At 71.0% G+C, this 20319-nt stretch carries 19 protein-coding genes, 1 tRNA gene and 1 pseudogene; 11 read left to right on the plus strand and 10 right to left on the minus strand.

Translation table 11 applies throughout. The annotated features are described in order from the left end of the window. The first annotated feature begins 20 nt into the window (after positions 1–20). The 3 genes from KHC27_RS10300 (at position 21) to KHC27_RS10310 (ending at position 1844) form a co-directional block, all read left to right on the plus strand. A tRNA-His gene (locus KHC27_RS10300) sits at positions 21–97 on the plus strand. A gap of 116 nt (positions 98–213) precedes the next feature. After that, positions 214–423, plus strand: a complete 210-nt coding sequence (locus KHC27_RS10305) for a DUF4089 domain-containing protein (RefSeq protein WP_213338608.1) — start codon at positions 214–216, stop codon at positions 421–423. Continuing rightward, the gene (locus tag KHC27_RS10310; RefSeq protein ID WP_213338609.1) at positions 420–1844 is read left to right on the plus strand and encodes an AtzE family amidohydrolase; all 1425 of its coding nucleotides are present in this window, start codon (positions 420–422) and stop codon (positions 1842–1844) included. Before KHC27_RS10305 ends, KHC27_RS10310 begins: the two co-directional genes overlap by 4 nt. Positions 1845–1994: 150 nt before the next feature. Here the strand turns inward: KHC27_RS10310 and KHC27_RS10315 are convergent. Together KHC27_RS10315 and KHC27_RS10320 are read right to left on the minus strand one after the other, a co-directional pair. Next, positions 1995–2624 (minus strand): annotated as a pseudogene (locus KHC27_RS10315) (TIGR02186 family protein); the annotation flags it as partial. After that, entirely contained in the window at positions 2621–3547 is a 927-nt protein-coding gene (locus tag KHC27_RS10320) for a sulfite exporter TauE/SafE family protein (protein ID WP_213338611.1), read from the minus strand. The pseudogene KHC27_RS10315 and the gene KHC27_RS10320, both read right to left, overlap by 4 nt. Before the next feature lie 355 nt (positions 3548–3902). Here KHC27_RS10320 and KHC27_RS10325 point away from each other — a divergent pair, with 355 nt between their 5' ends. Both KHC27_RS10325 and KHC27_RS10330 read left to right on the plus strand, forming a co-directional pair. Next, positions 3903–5135 carry a PQQ-dependent sugar dehydrogenase gene (locus KHC27_RS10325; protein WP_425514875.1) on the plus strand — a complete coding sequence of 411 codons (1233 nt, stop codon included), beginning with the start codon at positions 3903–3905 and terminating at the stop codon, positions 5133–5135. A gap of 63 nt (positions 5136–5198) precedes the next feature. Beyond that, the gene (locus KHC27_RS10330; protein ID WP_213338615.1) at positions 5199–5546 is read left to right on the plus strand and encodes a c-type cytochrome; all 348 of its coding nucleotides are present in this window, start codon (positions 5199–5201) and stop codon (positions 5544–5546) included. On the opposite strand, the gene KHC27_RS10335 is transcribed toward KHC27_RS10330, so the two are convergent. The 3 genes from KHC27_RS10335 to meaB form a co-directional block, all read right to left on the minus strand. Further along, entirely contained in the window at positions 5515–6123 is a 609-nt protein-coding gene (locus KHC27_RS10335) for a pyroglutamyl-peptidase I (RefSeq protein WP_213338617.1), read from the minus strand. The two genes, KHC27_RS10330 and KHC27_RS10335, sit on opposite strands and share 32 nt — an antisense overlap. A 9-nt stretch (positions 6124–6132) precedes the next feature. Then, a complete protein-coding gene (locus KHC27_RS10340; protein ID WP_213338624.1) occupies positions 6133–6519 on the minus strand; it encodes a response regulator in 387 nt (128 codons plus the stop codon). 111 nt (positions 6520–6630) lie between these two features. Continuing rightward, on the minus strand, positions 6631–7629 hold the full coding sequence (gene meaB / locus KHC27_RS10345; RefSeq protein ID WP_213338625.1) for a methylmalonyl Co-A mutase-associated GTPase MeaB: 999 nt from the start codon (positions 7627–7629) through the stop codon (positions 6631–6633). 189 nt (positions 7630–7818) lie between these two features. On the opposite strand from meaB, the gene KHC27_RS10350 reads away from it, so the two are divergent. Beyond that, on the plus strand, positions 7819–8028 hold the full coding sequence (locus tag KHC27_RS10350; protein ID WP_213338626.1) for a CsbD family protein: 210 nt from the start codon (positions 7819–7821) through the stop codon (positions 8026–8028). Between the two features lie 751 nt (positions 8029–8779). Here KHC27_RS10350 and KHC27_RS10355 read toward each other — a convergent pair. Together KHC27_RS10355 and KHC27_RS10360 are read right to left on the minus strand one after the other, a co-directional pair. Then, positions 8780–10192 (minus strand): M20/M25/M40 family metallo-hydrolase, encoded by a 1413-nt coding sequence (locus KHC27_RS10355; RefSeq protein WP_213338627.1) that lies wholly within the window; start codon positions 10190–10192, stop codon positions 8780–8782. 126 nt (positions 10193–10318) lie between these two features. Next, the gene (locus KHC27_RS10360) at positions 10319–11824 is read right to left on the minus strand and encodes a helicase HerA-like domain-containing protein (protein ID WP_213338629.1); all 1506 of its coding nucleotides are present in this window, start codon (positions 11822–11824) and stop codon (positions 10319–10321) included. 201 nt (positions 11825–12025) lie between these two features. Between KHC27_RS10360 and folP the strand changes: the two genes are divergently transcribed. The 4 genes from folP (at position 12026) to KHC27_RS10380 (ending at position 14954) form a co-directional block, all read left to right on the plus strand. After that, the gene (gene folP, locus KHC27_RS10365; protein ID WP_425514871.1) at positions 12026–12892 is read left to right on the plus strand and encodes a dihydropteroate synthase; all 867 of its coding nucleotides are present in this window, start codon (positions 12026–12028) and stop codon (positions 12890–12892) included. Beyond that, positions 12882–13421, plus strand: a complete 540-nt coding sequence (gene folK / locus KHC27_RS10370; RefSeq protein ID WP_343210885.1) for a 2-amino-4-hydroxy-6-hydroxymethyldihydropteridine diphosphokinase — start codon at positions 12882–12884, stop codon at positions 13419–13421. Before folP ends, folK begins: the two co-directional genes overlap by 11 nt. 81 nt (positions 13422–13502) lie before the next feature. Then, entirely contained in the window at positions 13503–14486 is a 984-nt protein-coding gene (locus tag KHC27_RS10375; RefSeq protein WP_213338631.1) for a zinc transporter ZntB, read from the plus strand. A gap of 81 nt (positions 14487–14567) precedes the next feature. Continuing rightward, the gene (locus KHC27_RS10380; RefSeq protein WP_246519800.1) at positions 14568–14954 is read left to right on the plus strand and encodes a hypothetical protein; all 387 of its coding nucleotides are present in this window, start codon (positions 14568–14570) and stop codon (positions 14952–14954) included. Positions 14955–15073: 119 nt separating this feature from the next. Here the strand turns inward: KHC27_RS10380 and KHC27_RS10385 are convergent, their stop codons facing one another. Further along, a complete protein-coding gene (locus KHC27_RS10385; RefSeq protein WP_213338639.1) occupies positions 15074–15667 on the minus strand; it encodes a superoxide dismutase in 594 nt (197 codons plus the stop codon). 338 nt (positions 15668–16005) lie between these two features. On the opposite strand from KHC27_RS10385, the gene KHC27_RS10390 reads away from it, so the two are divergent. Beyond that, positions 16006–17481 (plus strand): ECF transporter S component, encoded by a 1476-nt coding sequence (locus tag KHC27_RS10390; protein WP_213338641.1) that lies wholly within the window; start codon positions 16006–16008, stop codon positions 17479–17481. Between the two features lie 89 nt (positions 17482–17570). Here KHC27_RS10390 and KHC27_RS10395 read toward each other — a convergent pair whose 3' ends face one another. Together KHC27_RS10395 and msrB are read right to left on the minus strand one after the other, a co-directional pair. Continuing rightward, positions 17571–19655 (minus strand): S9 family peptidase, encoded by a 2085-nt coding sequence (locus KHC27_RS10395; RefSeq protein WP_213338643.1) that lies wholly within the window; start codon positions 19653–19655, stop codon positions 17571–17573. Further along, on the minus strand, positions 19652–20074 hold the full coding sequence (msrB, locus tag KHC27_RS10400) for a peptide-methionine (R)-S-oxide reductase MsrB (RefSeq protein WP_213338646.1): 423 nt from the start codon (positions 20072–20074) through the stop codon (positions 19652–19654). The genes KHC27_RS10395 and msrB overlap by 4 nt, the downstream gene beginning before the upstream one ends. Between the last annotated feature and the right edge of the window lie 245 nt (positions 20075–20319).

The following is a 20319-nucleotide window of genomic DNA, read 5'->3' on the forward strand; positions in this document are numbered from 1 at the left end:
GGTTCCGCGCCATCTCACATGCAGCTGTAGCTCAGTTGGTTAGAGCGCCGGTCTGTGGAACCGGAGGTCGGTGGTTCGAGCCCACCCAGCTGTACCACGCCCCCCTTCTCCTCCCTTTTGAACGTGTCGATCGGAACGGGACCATGTCCGTTCCGTGGGCAGTGGCATGCTTCATGTATGCAATGGGCTGAAATCGCCACTTGCGAGGGTGCCATGGACGATGAGAATTCCGCCGGGCTTGCGGCCTATGTCGATGCGGCGTTGACGCTGGTCGACCTGCCGGTCGAGCCGGAGCTGCGCCCACGCGTGGTGATGCATTTCGACATCGCCGCTGCCCTGGCGCGCACGCTGCTGGCCTTCCCCCTAGGTGACGAGGCCGAGCCCGCGCCGGTGTATCGTCCCGCCGCGGTGCGCGTGCCATGAGCACCACCCCTTCCGCCGCCCTCGATCCCGCCCGTCTTGCCGCCGGCACTGCCGGAGAGATCGCCGCCGCTGTGCGCGCCGGCACCGTGAGCGCCCGGTCCATCGTGGAGGCGAGCCTTGCCCGCATCGCGGCGACCGAGGCCACGCTCAACGCTTTTACCGCCGTCACCGCCGAGCGCGCCCGCCGCGAGGCCGACGCGGTGGACCGGGCCCGCGCCGCCGGCCTGCCGCTCGGCCCGCTCGCTGGCGTGCCTTTCGCGGTGAAGAACCTGTTCGATCTCGCCGGGCTGCCGACGCTCGCGGGTTCGCGCATCAACCGCGACCATCCCCCGGCAGCACGGGATTCGACCCTGGTGGAGCGGCTGGTCGGCGCCGGCGCGGTCTGCATGGGCGCGCTGAACATGGGCGAATATGCCTATGACTTCACCGGCGAGAACCTGCACGACGGTCCCTCCCGCAATCCCATCGACCCCGGCCACATGTCGGGCGGCTCGTCCGGCGGGTCGGGGGCGGCGGTCGGGGGGCGGCAGGTGCCGCTGGCGCTGGGCTCCGACACCAACGGCTCGATCCGGGTGCCGTCGTCGTTCTGCGGCACGTTCGGGCTGAAGCCGACCTATGGCCGTCTGTCCCGCGCCCGGACCTTCCCCTTTGTCGCGAGCCTCGACCATCTCGGCCCCTTCGCCCGCAGCGCGGCAGACCTCGCGCTGGCCTACGACGCCCTGCAGGGCCCGGATGGCGACGATCCGGCCCTTGCCGGGCGGCCGGTCGAGCCGACGCTGCCCACGCTCGCCGCGGGCGCGGACGGGCTTCGGGTGGCGGTGCTGGGCGGCTGGTTCGCCCGGCAGGGCATGCCGCAGGCCTACGCCGCCGTGGCGCAGGCCGCCCGCGCGCTGGGCGCCACCGAGACGGTCGAGCTGCCGGAGGTCGAGCGCGCCCGCGCCGCGGCCTATCTCATTTCCATGGCGGAAGGCGCCGCGCTGCACGCCGAGCGTCTGCGCACGCGCCCGGCGGAGTTCGACCCCGCGGTGCGCGAGCGGCTGCTGGCCGGATCGGTGCTGCCGGGCGCGTGGATCGTGCAGGCGCAGAAGTTCCGCCGCTGGTTTGCGGCTCAGGCCAGCGCGCTGTTCGAGCACTGGGACGTGCTCATCGCCCCCGCGAGCCCGGTGCCGGCGCCCCGCCTCGGGCAGAAGACCTTCGTGCTCGATGGGCGGGAGATGCTGGTGCGGCCCAATATCGGCATCTACACCCAGCCGATCTCCTTCATCGGCCTGCCGGTGGTGGCGGCGCCGATCCCCGGACCGGAAACGCTGCCGATCGCGGTGCAGCTCATCGCGCCGTTCTGGCGCGAGGATCTCGCCCTGCGCGCGGCGGCGGCGCTGGAGGCGGCCGGCGTGGCTTTGGTGCCGCCCGCCGCGCTGTGAAGCGCGCTCAGTCCTTGCGGAACACGACGCTGGCGACGAAACCGACCGCCAGCGCCCCGAGTGCCGAGGCCAGGCCATAGAGCCACGGCCAGCCTGCGCGACCGCCTGCTCGAAGTCGACCTTGGCGACTTCGAGTTCCACCGTGCGGCTGCCGACCAGCTCGCCGCCGGCGAACACCTTGGCGACGACGTGATAGCGGCCCACCGGGGCCTGCCCCGGAATCGGGATCGCCACGCGGAAGACATGCGGCGCGATGAAGGAGACCGCCGCGTTCCGCTCGAAATAGAGGCCCTGCTGCTGCTTCACCCGGAGAAAGGCCTGCCGGAACGGATCTTCCGGCACGACATCGGCATAATCGCCGCCGACCCGCTGCAGCAGGCGGTTATTGGCGAGGCCGGCCTGCTCGGTGCGCAGCGTCTCGGCTTCCGCGATCTGCGCCGGGGCGCGGTTGCTGAGCACGGCGAGGTAGGACGGCGCGGAGAGGAAGGAGCGGCTCTCCACATTCATCCAGAGCCCCAGCCGGCGCGCCTTGCGCCAGGTGACGAAGCTCTGGTCCGGCCCGCGGGCGGTGACGATGACGTCGTAGGAGCCCGCATGCTCCGCCTCGCCGTCGCGTTCGATGACGCCGAACAGGGCGACATCCTCGCCGGCGAAGTTCGAGGTGATGGTCACCCGCTCCTTGGAGAGCGACAGCACCACCTCGCGCGCCCCGGCGGGGCCGGCCAGCGCGAACAGCGCGGCCAGCGCCAGCCACGCAACGAGGGGGGCGGGCCGCCTCATCGGGCGCTCTCGTCGATCTTGACGGTGTAGAGATCGGCCGGCCGCACGACCTGGTCAATCGCGACCCGGGCACCGACGCACAGCACCAGCAGCCCCAGCAGCAGCCGCAGGTTCTCCGCCCGCATCGACTGGCCCGCCCGCACCCCGAACTGCGCCCCGATGGTGCCGCCGACCATGAGCACGAGGCCGAGCACGGCATCGACCGTCTGGTTCAGCACCGAATGCAGCACGATAGCGGTGAGCATTGTGCACAGCGTCAGCAGCAGCGAGGTTCCCACCGAGGTGAGGGTCGGCACCCGCAGCAGGTAGATCAGCGCGGGCACGAGGATGAAGCCGCCGCCGATACCCATCAGCGAGCCCAGAAAGCCGATGGCAAAGCCGATGCCCACCACCGGAATGGCGGAGACATAGATGCGCGATTGGCGGAACCGCATCTTCAGCGGCAGCCGCAGGAACCAGGGATGCGCGCCCGGCCGCCGCAGCCGCACCGGCTCGCCGCGCCAGTTCCGCAGCAGGGCCCGCAGGCTTTCGCTCACCATCAGCGTGCCGATGGTGCCGAGCAGGGTGATGTAGGACATCGCGATGAAGAGATCGAGCTGGCCCAGCCGGCGCAGCGCCATGAAGGCCAGCACGCCGCCCAGCGTGCCGGTGAGGCCGCCGATCAGCAGCATGCCGCCGAGCCGGAAGTCGACATGGCCCTTCCGCGAATAGCTCAGGGCGCCGGAGAGCGAGGAAGCCGCCATGTGGGTGCTGACGCTGGCGACCGCCACGGCCGGCGCCACCCCCAGGAAGATCAGCAGGGGCGTCATCAGGAAGCCGCCGCCCACGCCGAACATGCCGGAGATGAAGCCGACCGCGATCCCCATGGCCAGCAGCGTGAAGATGTTCACGGGCAGTTCGGCGATCGGCAGGTAGATGGTCACGGCTGAATCCCGACGCGGATGGCGGGTTTCCTTTAGCAGGAATTCCGGGCGGTGTGCGGGGATGTTGCGACGCGGAGGCGGTGCTGCAACGCCGTAACAGAGCCAAGTGTCCGTGTCGGAAATCGTGGAATAATGAATAACAATTTGTAGTATCAGGCTGGCACGTTCTTGCGAAATCTCTGTCCTGGTGAATAAAAAATCCGGAATGGTGACGTAAGCTGCCTTAACGTTTCCGCGCACTGTGCTAGCGTCCGCACCGTCAACCGGCCCGTTCGAGGCCTGGGCACCTGGGAGGAAGAAGATGCGTTTGAACCGGCGCCACTGGCGTCCGGCAGCTTCGCTGCTCGCCACGACCATGCTGTTCTCCGCCGCCGCCGTGACCGGCGCTGCCGCGCAGGCGACGGACAACATGGAGAAACTCTCCAATTTCCAGACCACCGGCGCCTCCATGGAGATGGAGACGGTGCCGCAGACCGGCCCGCGCGTCGACGCCTTCAACAAGACGCTGTCCGGCATCAAGCTGCCCGACGGCTTCAAGATCGCGCTGTACGCGATCGTGCCGGATGCCCGGGAAATGGCGGTCGGGCCCACGACCGGCGTCGTCTTCGTCGGCACCCGGAAGTCGAAGGTCTGGGCGGTGACGGATCGCGACAAGGACCGCGTCGCCGACGAGGTGAAGGTCTTCGCGCCCTCGGTGCAGTTCAAGCTGCCTCACGGCGTGTGCTTCTCGAAGGACGGCTTCCTCTTCGTCGCCGAGCAGAACCGCGTTCTGCTGTTCCCGGCGGCGGAGTTCTTCTACGAGGGGCCGGATGTCGCCGCCTTCCAGGTGGTCAAGCAGGGCGACCTGATCCCGCGGTCGGAAGAATCCTATAATCACACCGCGCGGGTGTGCCGCATCGGCCCGGACGACAAGCTGTACATAACGCTCGGCCAGCCGTTCAACGTGTTCCCGCCGGAGAAATTCGACCTGTTCCAGAAGCAGGGCATCGGCGGCATCGTCCGTATGGATCGCGACGGCAAGAATCGCGAGGTCTATGCCTGGGGCGTCCGCAATTCCGTTGGCATGGATTTCAACCCCAAGGACAAGACGCTCTGGTTCACCGACAATCAGGTGGACGGCATGGGCGACGACATCCCGCCGGGCGAGCTGAACCGCGCGGAGAAGCCGGGCCAGACCTTCGGCTTTCCCTATTTCGGCGGCGGCTCCGTCCGCACCGCCGAATACAAGGACCAGACGCCGCCGGCGGATTCGGTGAAGCCACAGGTGGAGATGGTGGCCCACGCCGCCGATCTCGGCATGACCTTCTACACCGGCGCGCAGTTTCCGGCGAAATACCGCGGCGGCATCTTCTCCGTGCAGCATGGCTCGTGGAACCGTACCAAGCCGGTCGGCGCCCGGGTGATGTTCACCCACCTCAATGACGATGGCACCGCGGCGGGCACGGAGCCGTTCGCGGAGGGCTGGCTCACCGCCAATGGTGAATATCTCGGCCGTCCGGCCTCGGTGGCGCAGCTCAATGACGGCTCGCTCCTGGTATCGGACGACACGTCGGGGGCGATCTACCGCATCTCCTACGGCAGCAACTGAGCGCAGCGCAGCTTCCGCCACGGTCCGCGCGGCCGTGGCGGCCTTTCCGGGAAATATCTGCTGATGAAAAGCCTGCCGACACTCCGCCTGATCTTCGCCGGCTGTGCGCTGGTGCTTTCGTTGCAACCCTGCGCCGCCCAGGACGCCGCCGCCGGACGTGCCAGGGCGGCGGCGCAATGTGCGGTGTGCCATGGGCTCGACGGCCTGTCGAAGCACCCCGAGGCGCCCAATCTGGCCGGACAGGTCGAGTTCTATCTCGTCAAGGCGCTGGAGGACTTCCGCTCCGGCGCGCGCCGCAACGAGATGATGAGCCTCGTCAGCAAGGATCTGAGCGACGGCGACATCGCCGCTCTCGCCGCCTATTACAGCGCCATCCCCATCACGGTATCGCCGCCCGCGCCTGCGCCATGAGCGCGGCGAGCACGCCTTCCAGCCCGCGCGCCATCCGCGCGAGATCGAGACCCGGCCGGGGGCGGGGAATGTGCACGAAGATCGCGCGGCGGCCCGCCTGTTTCGCCGCCCAGAGATAGGCCCGCAGCGCCAGCGCGTTGCAGACATAGCCGCCCGCGTCGCGCGACAGCCGCGCCGGCAGGCCCGCACCGCGCAGGGCGGCCAGCAGCGGCATCGGCGCTGCGCGGCAGCCGATGGCGGGTGGCCCGCCGGGCTGCAGACGGCCCGGCCCGGGCCGTCGCCGCACCACGTCGGGACGGCCGCCGGCGCCATTCCGGGCCCGTATTTCGAGGCAAAGCGCGCTGCGGCGGGCGGCGAGGCCGATCATCAAGACGATGTCGGGCGCGTATCGGTCGAGAATGTCGGGAAAAGACTGCGCCTGCGCCCACTCGGTCGGCAGCACGAGCCCTGTGACATCCGCCCCGGCCGGTCCAGGCCGCCGCGACCGCGCCAGCCGCAGCGCGAGGGCGGCGCTGGGATTGACCGGCGCGCCGGGAAAGCGGCCGAACCCCGTGATGAGGACGCGCGGCCGCTTCATGGATCCGGCTCAGCCCGCGGTGCCGAGGGCCGCCTTCAGCGCGTCGGCCAGCTCGTCGAGCTGGAAGGGCTTGCGCACGCGGGGATATTCCAGCCATTCCGGCGGGATGGCGCCGTCGTCGTAGCCGGTGGAGAACACGAAGGGCGCGCCCCGGCTGCGCAGGGCGTCGGCGACGGGATAGCTGCGGGTGCCGCCGAGATTGACGTCCAGCACGGCGACGTCGATCTCCGTGTGGCGATCGGCGATAAACTCCATCGCCGGCTGGAGCTGCGTGTGGGACGCCAGCACGACGCCGCCGAGTTCCTCCACCATCGCCTCGATCATCATCGACACGAGCGATTCGTCTTCCAGAATAAAGATGCGGCTGCCTTCCAAGGAGCGGGCGGATTCTGACATCGTTTCCAGTTTCTGATGGGCCCGGGCGTACCGGACCGTTCGTTCCAAAGTGCCGACAGGATTAGAGGCATTCGCCCACCCAGACCCTGTCTTTTGATATAGGGCGGCAATTTAGTACGGACAGAGACGCAGCAGCGCCGCGAGCCGTTCCGCGGCGATGGAGGGGGTCATTGTGCCCTCGCCAACCGCATTTTCAAGCGCAGGCACCTCGGCGCGCAAGCGGGGATCGCTGCGCAGATGCGCCCGCAGCCTTTCATCCAGCAGCGACCACATCCAGCGCACCTGCTGGCGCCGCCGCCGCTCGGCAAAGGCGCCGCGGGCAAGGCCCCGCGCGCGGTGCGCCACAACCGCGTCCCACACCGCATCGAGGCCCTCGCCGGTGAGGCCCGAGCAGGTCAGCACCGGCACCGCGCCATCCGGTCCATCGGCGCCGAGCACATGCATCGCCGCGGCGTATTCGGCGGCGGCGGCGCGGGCGCGGTCGAGGGTGCCGCCGTCCGCCTTGTTCACCGCCACGATGTCGGCGAGCTCCAGTATCCCCTTCTTGATGCCCTGCAATTCGTCGCCGGCGCCCGGCAGCATCAGCACCAGGAAGGTGTCGGTCATCTCGGCGACCGCGGTTTCCGACTGGCCGACGCCGACCGTTTCCACCAGCACCACATCGAATCCCGCGGCCTCGCAGAGCAGCAGCGTCTCGCGGGTGCGGGCGGCCACACCGCCGAGGGTGCCGGCGGAAGGGGAGGGGCGCACGAAGGCGCGGGGTTCCGCGGCGAGCCGGGCCATGCGCGTCTTGTCGCCGAGGATGGAGCCGCCGGTGCGGGAGGAGGAGGGGTCGACCGCCAGCACCGCGACGCGGTGGCCGCGCCCGATCAGCTGCATGCCGAGCGTGTCGATGGTGGTGGACTTGCCGACACCCGGCACGCCGGTGATGCCGACCCGGATCGCCCCGCCGCTGCGCGGCAGCACGCGCCGGAGCAGCTCCTCCGCCTCCTCACGGTGCTCGGGACGGCGCGACTCGATGCGGGTGATCGCCCGGGCGAGGGCGCTGCGCGAGCCGGCGGCGATGCCCTCCGCCAGCTCGGCGACAGAGGGTGCGGGGCGTGCGCTCATGAGAGCGAATGCCTTGAGAGATAAGGGATTTTTTGGCTGAAGCCTTTCCCGGTACGGGGGCGGGAACGGCGTCCGGCTACCTTTGGCGAGGCTCGCAAGGGATCGAATCCGGCGCTTCTGCGTTGATCCCCCGATGTTAGCAGCCGGGCTTCCGCCTGACGAGGCGGGGCCCTTCAGCAGGAGACAGCTATGAACTGGGACCGCATCGAAGGTAACTGGAAGCAGGTGAAAGGGCAGGTTCGCCAGCAGTGGGGCAAACTTACCGACGACGATCTCGACCGCCTCAACGGCAAGCGCCAGGAGCTGGAAGGCATCCTGCAGGAGCGCTACGGCATCGCCAAGGACGAGGCGACCCGTCAGGTGGACGACTGGAGCCGCGCCTTCGACCGGAAAATATGACGCGAAACAACGGGTTGGGGCAGGGCGCCGTCCGCATGTGAGGCCCGCCGCCCGCCAGCGCCGCGCCGCCCCGACCCGGAGGCCGCCTCGACTCAGGCCGGTTTGGCGCCCCCGCCCGTTTGCCGGGCGGGGGCGTCGTCATGTTGGAACAAGGGCTCGCCGCGCGGCCCGGCCCCGTTCCGTTTCGCCCGGTCGCGGCGCGGGATACCGCTGACCTTGCATGAATGCACAATGAGCCGCAGCCGCGACGGCGGATGACGGGTGGAGGGTCAGTGCGGTGAGGTGGACGATGTGTCCATTCACCGTCCCTCCCGGTGCGGTGGGACCGATTGGCCGGCACGACGCTCTCCGCGCGGCAGGGGCGCCGGAGCTGGTGCCCCGCCGGGCGCCCGATCCGCCTCCTTGGCGCCGTCCTCGTCGGCTCCGCCGAACCCGGTCGCCGCCGAACCCGACCGCTGCCGCGCCGTCGCTGCCGTCACCCCTCCGCCCGCCGGGCGGCTGGTGGCGGCGTGAGGCGTCGCCCGCGCCATCGGCTCCCCCGTCCCCGGCCGCGCCGGTCGCCGGCGGGTGGCGCGCCCAAGGTTCTTTCATACCGTCCGGCGGGGTGGCCGGTGGCGTCCCGGCGGCGGGTGCGCTCGCCGCGTCCCCGCTCGTCGTCGCGCGCCCCTCGTCGCCGGTCGCCCCCGCCGCACGCCCCGTCGCGCGCGGGAGAGCGCCGCGCTCTCGGTCGCCCTCGGGCAGCCCGCCCGTGTCACGCCAGCGCGTGGAGAATCCGCGCCCAGCTGCGGATGCCCTTGTGGAAGGAGGTGAGGTCGTATTTCTCGTTGGGCGAATGGATGCGGTCGTCGTCGAGCGAGAAGCCGACCAGCAGCGTGTCCTGCCCCAGCACCTTCTTGAAGTGCCCGACGATGGGGATGGAGCCGCCCTCGCCGATGGTGACGGGCGGGGTGCCCCATTCCGCGCCCAGCGCCGCCGCCGCCTTCTTGAGGTCCGGGCTGTCATGGGCCACGGCGACGGCGCGGCTGCCTTCCCCGCCAAGGAACTCCACCGAGCAGTCCGACGGGATGCGGGCGCGGATGAAGGCGCGCACCGCCTCGCGCACCTTCACCGGGTCCTGGTCGGCGACCAGCCGGCAGGAGATCTTCGCGGTGGCGATGGCGGGGATCACGGTCTTGCTGCCGGCGCCGATATAGCCGCCCCACATGCCGTTGACCTCGAAGGTCGGGCGCGAGGACACCAGCTCCACCAGCATGCGGTCCTGCTCGCCCGAGGGCACGGCGAGGCCGATGGGCCCGAGGAAGTTCTCCGGCGTCAGGCCGAGCGTCGCCCACTGCGCCTTCACCTCGTCCGGGGTCTCGCGCACCTCGTCGTAGAAGCCGGGGATGGTGACGCGCCCGTCCGGGCCGTGCACATCGGCGATGATCTTCGCGATGACGTGGAGCGGGTTCTGCGCCGCCCCGCCGTAATAGCCGGAATGCAGGTCGCGGTCGGCGCAGTGGACCACGAATTCCTCGTGCATCAGCCCGCGCAGCGAGACGGTGATGGCCGGGGTCGCGGCGTCCCACATGCCGGTGTCGCAGACGAGGGCGAGGTCGGCGGCCAGCGCCGGGGCATTGGCGGCGACGAAGGGCGGCAGGTTGAGCGAGCCGGATTCCTCCTCGCCCTCCAGCATCAGCGTCACCTCCACCGGCAGCTTGCCGGTGACCTTGAGAAAGGCGCGGCAGGCCTCGACGAAGGTCATGATCTGGCCCTTGTCGTCGGCGGAGCCGCGGGCGACGATCCGCTTCGTGCCGTCCTCGGCGGTCACGATGGTGGGCTCGAAGGGCGGCGTGTTCCACAGCTCCAGCGGGTCGACCGGCTGCACGTCGTAATGGCCGTAGAACATCACCCGGCGCGGCGCGCCGAAATCGCTGCGGGCGGTGACGATGGGGTGGCCGGGTGTCTCGTTCAGGCCGCCAGCGAGGCCGAGCCCGGCGAGGTCGTCCACCAGCCACTGCCCGGCCTCGCGGCACGCCGCCTTGTAGGCGGGGTCGGTGGAGATGGAGGGGATGCGCAGGAAGGTGAAGAGGCGCTCGAGGCTGGCCTCGAGATCGGCGTCGATGGCGGCCAGCACGGCCTTCAGTTCGGCGGGTTCGGCGTCGTGACCAGGGGTGGCGTCGGCCATGGGATCGTGTCCTTGTTCGGCAGGGCTCGGCCGGGGGCCGAAGCGGTCGGGAGAAGGTGAGGGGTGCCGTGGCATGTCGTCGGGAGGCAGCGCCGCCCCGGCCGGCCCGCGCCGGCCCGGGCGCGGCTAGCGCCGGCTGCGGCCTCCCAGCACGTTGCGCAGAATGGCCTTGGTCACCTGGTTGGTGACCTCGCGGGCGACCTGCCGGGCGACCTGCTCGCCGAGCCCCATGCGGCCGCGGCCGGAGCCGCCGCCGCCGAGGATGCCGCCCAGCACGCCGTCGAGCCAGCCGCCGCCGCCGGCCTCCGGCTCCACCGGCGGGGCGTCGGCCGGGGCGGTGTCCTGCACCTGCCGCGCCAGCATCTCGAAGGCGGAGTCCCGGTCCACCGGCTCGGCATAGGTCGCCCCCAGCGGGCTGCGGGCGATGATCGCGGCGCGCTCGTCCGGCGGCAGGGTGCCGACCCGGGCCGAGGGCGGGGCGATGAGGGCGCGCTCGACCATGGAGGGCACGCCGTTGCCTTCCAGCAGCGAGACCAGCGCCTCGCCCTTGCCGAGCTGGGTGATGACCACGGCCTCGTCGAGGGCGGGATTGTCGCGGAATGTCTCCGCCGCCGCCTTCACCGCCTTCTGGTCGCGTGGGGTGAAGGCGCGCAGCGCGTGCTGCACCCGGTTGCCGAGCTGGCCCAGCACGGTGTCGGGCACGTCGAGCGGGTTCTGGGTGACGAAGTAGACCCCGACCCCCTTGGAGCGGATGAGCCGCACCACCTGCTCGATCTTCTGCAGCAGCGGCTTCGGCGCGCCGTCGAACAGCAGGTGCGCCTCGTCGAAGAAGAACACCAGCTTCGGCTTCTCCGGGTCGCCGATTTCCGGCAGCTTCTCGAACAGCTCGGACAGCAGCCACAGCAGGAAGGAGGAATAGAGCCGCGGCGCCTGCATCAGCCGGTCGGCGGCCAGAAGATTGATGGTGCCGTAGCCCGAGGCGCGGTCCACCCGCATCAGGTCGGCGATGTCGAGCGCGGTCTCGCCGAAGAAGGCGCCCGCGCCCTGGTTCTCCAGCACGAGGAGCTGGCGCTGGATGGCGCCCACCGTGGCGGGGGCGACATTGCCATAGGTGCGGGTGAGGGCGGCGGCGTTCTCCGAAAGGAAGGCGAGCATCGCCCGGATGTCCTTCAGGTCGAGCAGCGGCAGGCCGCGCTCGTCCGCCACCCGGAAGGCGACGTTGAGCACGCCCTCCTGCACCTCGTTGAGGCCGAGGATGCGGGCGAGCATCAGCGGGCCCATGTCGGTGACGGTGGCGCGCACCGGGTGGCCCTGTTCGCCGAACAGGTCCCAGAACGTCACCGGAAAGCTGTCGGCGGCGTAGGTGAGGCCGATCTCGGCGCAGCGCGCGCGAATCCACTCCGGCCCCTCGCCCGGCATGGCGAGGCCGGCGAGGTCGCCCTTGATGTCGGCGGCGAAGACGGGAACGCCGGCGCGGGAGAAGCCTTCCGCCAGCGTCTGCAGCGTCACCGTCTTGCCGGTGCCGGTGGCGCCGGTGACGAGGCCGTGCCGGTTCGCCAGCTTCAGCGCGAGAACTTCCGGCTTTGCCGCGCTCCTGCCGACGAGGATCTTGCCCTCGCTATCGCCGCCCATGGAATCCTCCGCCGCACCGGGACAGGGGCGCGGCGTGCCGCGCGGCCTCTCCCGCGTGCCTATAGAGCGCAGCGGGCGGGCGCCGCGCAACCCGTCCATTCCGCCTTGGTGCCGAGACTGGATGCAGTTGGAACCCGCCCGCTCTTGCCTTCCCCGCCCAGCCGCGCAATTTGGAGGCAGAGTGAACGGGATTCCCGCCGTATGTCCGCCTCCCATCTCCACGCCACAGCCCTGACCCCTCCGGCGGACCGCCTGATGGATGCCCGCGGGCTGACGCTGTCCTATGCCGACCGTACGCTGGTGATGGGCATCCTCAACATCACGCCGGATTCCTTCTCCGACGGCGGGCGCAACTTCGCGGTGGAGGACGCCGCCGCCAGTGCGCGCCGGCTGGTCGCCGAAGGGGCGGACATTCTCGACATCGGCGGCGAATCGACCCGTCCCGGCCACACCCCGGTGGCGGAGGAGGAGGAGCTTGCCCGCGTGCTGCCGGTGATCGAGGCGATCTCCCGCCAGCTCCTGGTGCCGATCTCGATCGACACCCAGAAGGCCCGCGTCGCCGAGGCGGCGCTGGAGGCGGGCGCCGCCATCGTCAACGACATCTGGGGGCTGATGGGCGATCCCGACATGGCGCGGGTGGCGGCGGCCTACGACGCCGGCGTGGTCGCCATGCACAACCGCGCCACGGTCGACCCCGGCGTCGACATCGTGGCGGACATCCTCGCCTTCTTCGAGAACGCGCTGGAGCGGGCCGCCCGCGCCGGCATCCGGCCGGACCGCATCGCGCTCGACCCCGGCATCGGCTTCGGCAAGACCTTCGAGCAGAATCTCGAGGCGCTGGCGGCGCTGCGGGAGATCGGCCGGCTCGGCTTCCCGCTGCTGCTCGGCACCTCGCGCAAGTCGCTGATCGGCAAGGTGGTGTCGGCCTCTCCGGCGGAGCGGCTGCCGGGAACCATCGCCTCCAACGTGCTCGGCATCGCCGCCGGCTGCGCCATCATCCGGGTGCACGACGTCGCCGCCCATGTGCAGGCCGCCCGGGTGACGGAGGCGATTCTCCGTGCCGCCTGAATTCTTCGTCCGGCGCCCGCGCGCGGTGGAAAAGCGCACCGCCTATCTCTGCCTCGGCTCCAATCTCGGCGACCGTGCCGGCACCATGGCGAAGGCGGTCGGCCTCATCGCCCGGATCGGGCTGAAGATCGTGGCGCGGTCCTCGCTCTATGAGACCCCGCCCTGGGGGCCGGTGCCGCAGGGACCCTATCTCAACATGGTGGTGGCGGTGGAGACCGAGCTTTCCGCCCGCGAGCTGCTGCACATGGTGCTCGGCGTCGAGCACGCCTTCGGCCGCGACCGCACCAAGGAGGTGCGCTTCGGCCCGCGCACCATCGATATCGACATACTGGTGTATGGCGAGGACGTGGTGGCCGAGCCCGATCTGGAAATCCCGCACCCGCGGATGATGGAGCGGGCCTTCGCGCTGGTGCCGCTGGCCGAGCTGGCGCCGGAGCTGCGCGTCGGCGGGGTGAGGGTGGCGGACGCGCTGGCGCGGCTCGACCGCAGCGGGATTCTGCGGGTGTCCGGCGGCACGGACCCTGCGTAAGGCGGCTTTGCCCGCCCGGCTGTTGCGAAACTGTCATCAAGCGCGGGAATCCATCTCCCCGCAGCAGGATGGGGAGCGCGCGTGGCCGATCACGACATAGACGGGCTGGTGACGGCCTGGGCCTTCGACGGCGAGGGCGGCGGCCGCCGCATCGGCTGGCGGGAAATCCGGGCGCAGGAGCGCACCGCGAAGGGCTTCATCTGGGTCCATCTCCAGCTTCTGCAGGGACGCCAGCAGCCCTGGCTGCTGCACGAGGCGGGGGTCGACCCCGGCATCGCCGATTCGCTGGTGGCCGAGGAGACCCGGCCGCGCTGCGCGCTGTTCGAGCACGGCGCCTTCCTCAACCTGCGCGGCATCAACCTGATGCCCTATTCGCTGCCCGACGAGATGCACTCGCTGCGCATCTGGGTGGAGCCGCACCGCATCATCTCGGTGCGCAAGCGCCAGCTCTCGGCGCTGGCCGACCTCGAGGACGCCTTCGCCCGTGGCCGGATGCCGCGCACGCCGGGCGAATTCATCGCCGACACCTCGATGCGGCTGGTGGAGCGCATGGACACGGTGGTGAACACCCTGGCCGAGCAGGCCGACGAGCTGGAGGAGCTGGTGATGGACGCCATGCTCACCTCGCTCGGCCCCAAAGTGTCGGAGGTGCGGCGCATCGCCATCATCCTGCGGCGCTACATCGCCCCCCAGCGCGAGGCGCTGAACCATTTCGCCCTGGAGGACGCCGACTGGCTCGCCGCCCGCGACCGCCACCGCCTGCGCGAGGCCGCCGACCGGGTGACGCGCTTCGCCGAGGAGCTCGATTCGGTGCGCGACCGGGCGGCGGTGATCCACGACCAGATGGTGGAGCGCCGCGCCGAGCAGATGAACCGCTCCATGCTGATTCTGGCCGGGGTGACGGCGGTGTTCGCCCCGCTCACCCTCGTCACCGGCCTGCTGGGCATGAATGTCGGCGGCATCCCGGCGGCGGAGAGTCCCTCCGGCTTCTGGATCGTGACCGCGATGGTGGTGGCCATGGGCGTCGGCATGGCGGCGCTGATGCGGTGGATTCGCTGGATCTGAGGGCCTCGCCCCCGGGTCGTCCCGGCGCTATATGCGGATCGAGGCGCGTCCGGACGAACCGGGGTGCCCAGGGAGGACGCCATGAGGATCGTTCGCGCCGCGCGGCTCGCGGCATCGGCGGGGGCGCTCGCCCTCGCTTTGGCGCTGGGGGCGGGCGGGCCGGCGGCGGCCCAGACAGCCACCGGCACCTATCCCGGCGGAAACTGCGAGGCCATGGCCCGCCAGACCCCGGCGCCGGAGCTGTGGTACGGCCATTTCACCGGCCGCCGCCAGAGCCCGTGGAACTTCGATTTCATCGAGGGCAAGACGGTGGAGGGCTGCTTCCGCAGCAAGGCGGAATGCGAGAGCTGGCTGTACCAGTGGCGCTCGGCCTGGCAGTTCGAGTTCTGGAACGACTACTGCACCAAGGGCTATCCCCCGGCGCCGCGCGGCTGGCGGCCGCGCAGCTCGGGCGGGCCGGGCGGCTGAGGGCGCGGGCGCGCGGCCCTCTCCGGTGGGGCCCCGCGCATGAAAAGCGCCGCCGTCCCGGGGGGCGGCGGCGCGAGAGGCCGTGGCGGCCCCGCCGTGGCGGGCCGCTGTCGGTCGGATCAGGCCTTGGAATAGAGCTCGGCGACGTAGTCCCAGTTCACGAGGTTCTCGACGAACGCCTTGAGGTAGTCGGGACGACGGTTGCGGTAGTCGATGTAGTAGGAGTGCTCCCACACATCGACGCCGAGGATCGGGGTGGCGCCGGTGACCAGCGGGCTCTCGCCGTTCGGGGTCTTGGCGACGATGAGCTTGCCGTCCTTCACCGCCAGCCAGGCCCAGCCCGAGCCGAACTGGGTGACGCCGGCCTGGATGAAGTCTTCCTTGAACTTGTCGACCGAGCCGAAGTCCTCGACGATCTTCTTCTCAAGCTCGCCGGGGATGGCGCCGCCGCCATTCGGCTTCAGCCAGTTCCAGAAGTGCAGGTGGTTGTAGTGCTGGCCGGCATTGTTGAAGAGACCGGCATTCTTGCCGTAAGACCCCTTCACGATCTCCTCGAGGGACTTGCCCTCGAATTCCGTGCCCTTCAACAGGTTGTTGCCATTGTTGACATAGGCGAGGTGGTGCTTGTCGTGGTGGAATTCGAGGGTCTCGCGCGACATGTAGGGGGCGAGCGCATCGTAGGAATAGGGCAGGTCGGGAAGCGTGAACGACATCGAAGCTTTCTCCGCAAATAAGAGTGGCCGTACCGCCCGGCGGCTGACCCTCGGAACGAGGCGTCCCCGGCGGTTCCGGCTGGCACCATCGGGGCGGCGCGAGACTAGATAAGTCTCTCCGCGGTGACGGACAACCAAAAGCCACATATGTTGCGATTTTCATACATAATCGGGCACCGAAGCCCCGGCTCAGCCGCAATCGCCGGCCGGGCCTTGAGAATGGACGAGGGTAGAATGGTGGACAGGGGCAGCGCCGGGCGCCGCGGGACGCGCGTGGCGCGTCGAGATGTCGCCGGGGGCGTGGGTCGCGCGCCGCGGCTGGACGGCCGGGGGCTCTCATGAGCGCGGTGATCATCGGCCTCGGCATCGCCATCGCGCTGGTCGGCGCCGCCTTCGGCTTCAACGGCTTCGCGGTCTACCAGTCGACCTTCGGCAACGCGCTCATCGTGGTGGGCGGCTTTGCCTTCGTCGGTGGCCTGGTGCTGATGGGGCTCGGCTTCATCCTGCGGGCGCTGGTGCGGATCGAGATGCGGCTGGAAGGCGCGGTCCATTTCGAGCCGGAGGAGGGGGACTATATCGGCGAGGTCGAGGCCGTCGCCGACGAGGCCGAGCGCGAAACCCGCGCCGAGGCCGAAGCGGAGGACGAGCCGGAGCCCGCGCCCCGGCCGGCGCCGAGGTCTGAGCCCCCGCCGCCGCGTGCCGCCCCGCCGGAGCCGCGCGCGGAGGCCGACTGGGTGGCCGAGAGCCGCGTGGCCGAGACCTCCGGCCGTGGCGCCGCGCCCCGTGCGCCCGAGCCGGCCCGTTCCCCCGAGCCGGTCGCGCCGCCGCCTCAGGAGCGGCTGATCCCCGATTTCCCCGCCCGCGAGCCGGTGCCGCCGCCGCGCGCGGAGCCGCCGCGCGATTCGGCCCGCGCCGAGGCTCCCCGTTCCGAGCCCCGCATGCCGGACTTCCTGCGGGCGCCCGAGCGCACGCCGGAGCCCGCGCGCGCCGCCCCGGCCGCCGGGGCGGACCTGCCTCTGGTGGAGCCGTCGCGGGTGCGGCCGGCGCCGCCGCCCTTCTCCCGGCCGCTGCGGCCGGAAGCGCCCCGTCCCGACGCCCCCCGGCCGGACGCGCCATGGCTCGATGTGGCGCCGCCCGAGCCGGCGGCCGATGCCGCCCCCGCGCCGGAGCCGGTGGCGGAAGCCCGCCCGGGCCCCCGGCCGGAGCTGCCGTCCTGGTTCCGCCGCCGCGACCCCGCACCGGCCGCCGCGCCGGTGACGGACGCGCCGGCTTCCCCCGGTGCCGCTTCCCGGGATGCCGCGCCCGCGGACGCGCCGGCCCCGGCCGCGCCGGCGCTGGAACCCGCCCCGGCGGCGGTCGAGCCGCCGTCCGCGCCCGCGCCGCGCCGGCCCGCCCCGGATGTGTCGGGCGATCCCTTCGCCGGAGTCCTCGGCGGGAGCCCTGCCGAGCCCGAGGCCGAGCCGGACGTGGCACCGGACGAGGAGCCGGCCGGCTACGAGCCCGCCGATCCCTTCGCGTCGACGGGCGGCTTCGATGCCGGGCGGCACGAGCCGGCCGATCCGTTCGCGCCGGCGGCGGCCCCCGAGCCTGTCGCCCATGCCCCGGAGCCGGCCGAGGCCGCCGCGCCGGAGCCGGCGGAGGAGGCCGGGGAGGAGACGGGCCTGGTGGTGCTGAAGTCCGGCATCATCGGCGGCATGGCCTATTCGCTCTACTCCGATGGCTCGATCGAGGCGGAACTGCCGGACGGCGTGATCCGCTTCGCCTCGATCCAGGAACTGCGCGACCACGTCACCGGCGCCGCCCGCGCCGAGTGAGCCGGGCAGCCCGCCTCGGCGGGCCGTTCACCCTCCCGTGCCGCCCCGGCGGGCCGGACGCCCGGCCTCGCCGGGTGCCGGCTTCGCGCTCAGGCCCGGGCGATGGCGATGGCGAAGGCGTAGATGAGCGCGGTCTCCTCCAGCCGGTCGAACCGGCCGGCGGCGCCGCCATGGCCCGCTTCCATGTTGGTGCGCAGCAGCAGCGGGGCGTCGTTGGTGCGCAGCTCCCGCAGCCGGGCCACCCATTTCGCCGGTTCCCAATAGGTCACCCGGGGATCGGTGAGGCCGGCCAGCGCCAGGATGGCGGGGTAGGCGGTGGCCTCGACATTGTCGTAGGGCGAATAGGAGCGGATGCGGCGGAACGCCTCCGCGTCCACGATCGGGTTGCCCCATTCCGGCCATTCCGGCGGGGTGAGCGGCAGGGTGTCGTCGAGCATCGTGTTCAGCACGTCGACGAAGGGCACCTCCGCCACGATGCCGGCGAACAGATCCGGCCGCATGTTCGCCACCGCGCCCATCAGCATGCCGCCGGCGGAGCCGCCATGGGCGACGATGCGGTCGGGCGCGATGATCTTCGCCGCCACCAGATGCTCGGCGACGTCGATGAAATCGGTGAAGCTGTTCACCTTGTCCGCCAGCTTGCCGGTGCGGTACCAGCGCCAGCCCTTCTCGGTGCCGCCGCGGATATGGGCGATGGCGAAGACGAAGCCGCGGTCGACCAGCGAGAGCCGCGCGGTGGAGAAGCCGGCCGGAATCGAGATGCCATAGGCGCCATAGCCATAGAGCAGGCAGGGCGCGGTGCCGTCCAGCGGGGTGTCGCGGGAGAACAGCAGCGACACCGGCACGGTCTCGCCATCGGTCGCGGTGGCCAGCACCCGGCGGGTGACATAGCGGGCGGGATCGTGGCCCGAGGGCACCTCCTGCCGCTTGCGCAGCACCCGCTCGCCGCTCGCCATGTCGTAATCCCACACCTCGGCGGGGGTGGTCATGGAGGAATAGCTGAAGCGGATGGTGGTCTTGTCGAAGCCGAAGCCGGCGTCGAGGCCGAGCGAATAGGCCTCCTCGGCGAAGGCGACGGGGTGCTCGGCGCCGGTCGCGATCTCGCGCACCACGATGCGCGGCAGGCCGTCCTCCCGCTCCAGCCGCACCAGATGGTCGCGCAGCGCGGTGTGGGAGAGGATCAGCCGGCCCGGCCGGTGGGGCACCAGGTCGCGCCAGTTCGCCCGGCCGGGGGTGGCGAGCGGGGCGACCACCAGCTTGAAGTCCTCGGCGTCGTCGGCATTGGTCTCGATGACGAGGCTCTCCACCCCGTCGAGCGCGGGGTGATGCTCGACGCCGTAGCGCAGCCCCTCCCGGCGCGGCTCGACGAGGCGCGGCGCCGCGGCGGGGTCGGCGAGGTCGAGCAGGTGGACCTCGCTGGTCTCGTGGTCGCCGCACTCGATGAGGCCGAAACGGCCGGACTGGGTCTGCCCCAGCGAGACGAAGAAGCCCTTGTCCGGCTCCTCATAGACCAGCGTGTCGGTCGCCGGGTCGGTGCCGAGGATGTGGCGGAAGACGAAGCTCGGCCGGTGCTCGGCGTCCTGGCGGACGTAATAGAGGTGGCGGCCATCCCCGCCCCAGACCAGCCCGCCGGTGGTCTCGCCGATGAGGTCCGGCAGGTCGGCGCCGGTCGCGAGGTCGCGGATGCGCAGGGTGAAATATTCCGAGCCGGTGTCGTCCACCGACCAGGCCAGCCGGGTGTGGTCGGGGGCGTGGCGGGCCTCGCCGAAGTGGAAATAGGCGGTGCCGGCGGCGAGCGCGTCGCCATCCAGCAGCACCGCCTCCTCGCCGCCCGCGCTCGGCCGGCGGCAGACCAGCGGGTGCTGGCCGCCCTCGCGGAAGCGGGTGTAGTAGGCGAACGGCCCGTCCGGCGCCGGCACCGAACTGTCGTCCTCCTTGATGCGGCCGCGCATCTCGGCGACCAGCCGGCTGCGCAGCTCGGCATGGGGAGCGAACCAGGCCTGCGCCGCCGCGTTTTCCGCCTCCAGGAAGGCGCGGATGTCGGGCGCCAGCACGGCGGGATCGTGCATCACCTCGCGCCAGTTGTCGGCGCGCAGCCAGGCATGGGGGTCGACCAGGGTCTGGCCGTGGAAGCTGCGCACCAGCGGGGCGTGGGCGGGGGCCTGCTCGTTCACGCCGGCACCTCGTCGGCGGTGAAGCTGAGGGCGACGCCGTTGATGCAGAAGCGCATGCCGGTGGGCTTCGGCCCGTCGGGGAAGACATGGCCGAGATGGGCGTCGCAGGTGGCGCAGCGCACCTCGACCCGGCGCATGCCGTAGGAACGGTCCTCGATGCCCACCACCGCCTCGCGCGAGACCGGCTGGAAGAAGCTCGGCCAGCCGGTGCCGGATTCGAACTTGGCGTTGGAGCGGAACAGCGGGGCGTCGCAGCACACGCAGCTGTAGAGCCCGGGCTCCTTCTGGCCGAGATGCGGGCCGGAGAAGGCGCACTCCGTGCCGTGGCCGCGGGTGACCTCGTACTGTTCCGGGGTGAGCTGGGCGCGCCACTCGGCGTCGGTCTTCACGACCTTGGGGCGGTGGAGGGCGTCGGTCATGGTTCGTTTTCCTCGGGAGAATTTTCCGTGCACATAGTCAAGCGCCCCCGCCGCCGCAAGGCTCGCCCCGTTCAAGTCGCTGGCACGCTTGTTGTATCGTGCCATGTTGAGCCGAAGCTTCGCACGGCCGTCATTCTGGCGTGAAAAATGCCAGCCGACGTTCAGTTGAACGGGAATTGCATCTGAAAAATCTTGCGATCCGTTCAGAATAAATCTATCAAGCCGTTTGTGGGTTTCCTGCCAGA

The sequence above is a fragment of the Ancylobacter lacus genome (genome assembly GCF_018390635.1).
Classification (GTDB): Bacteria; Pseudomonadota; Alphaproteobacteria; order Rhizobiales; family Xanthobacteraceae; genus Ancylobacter; species Ancylobacter lacus.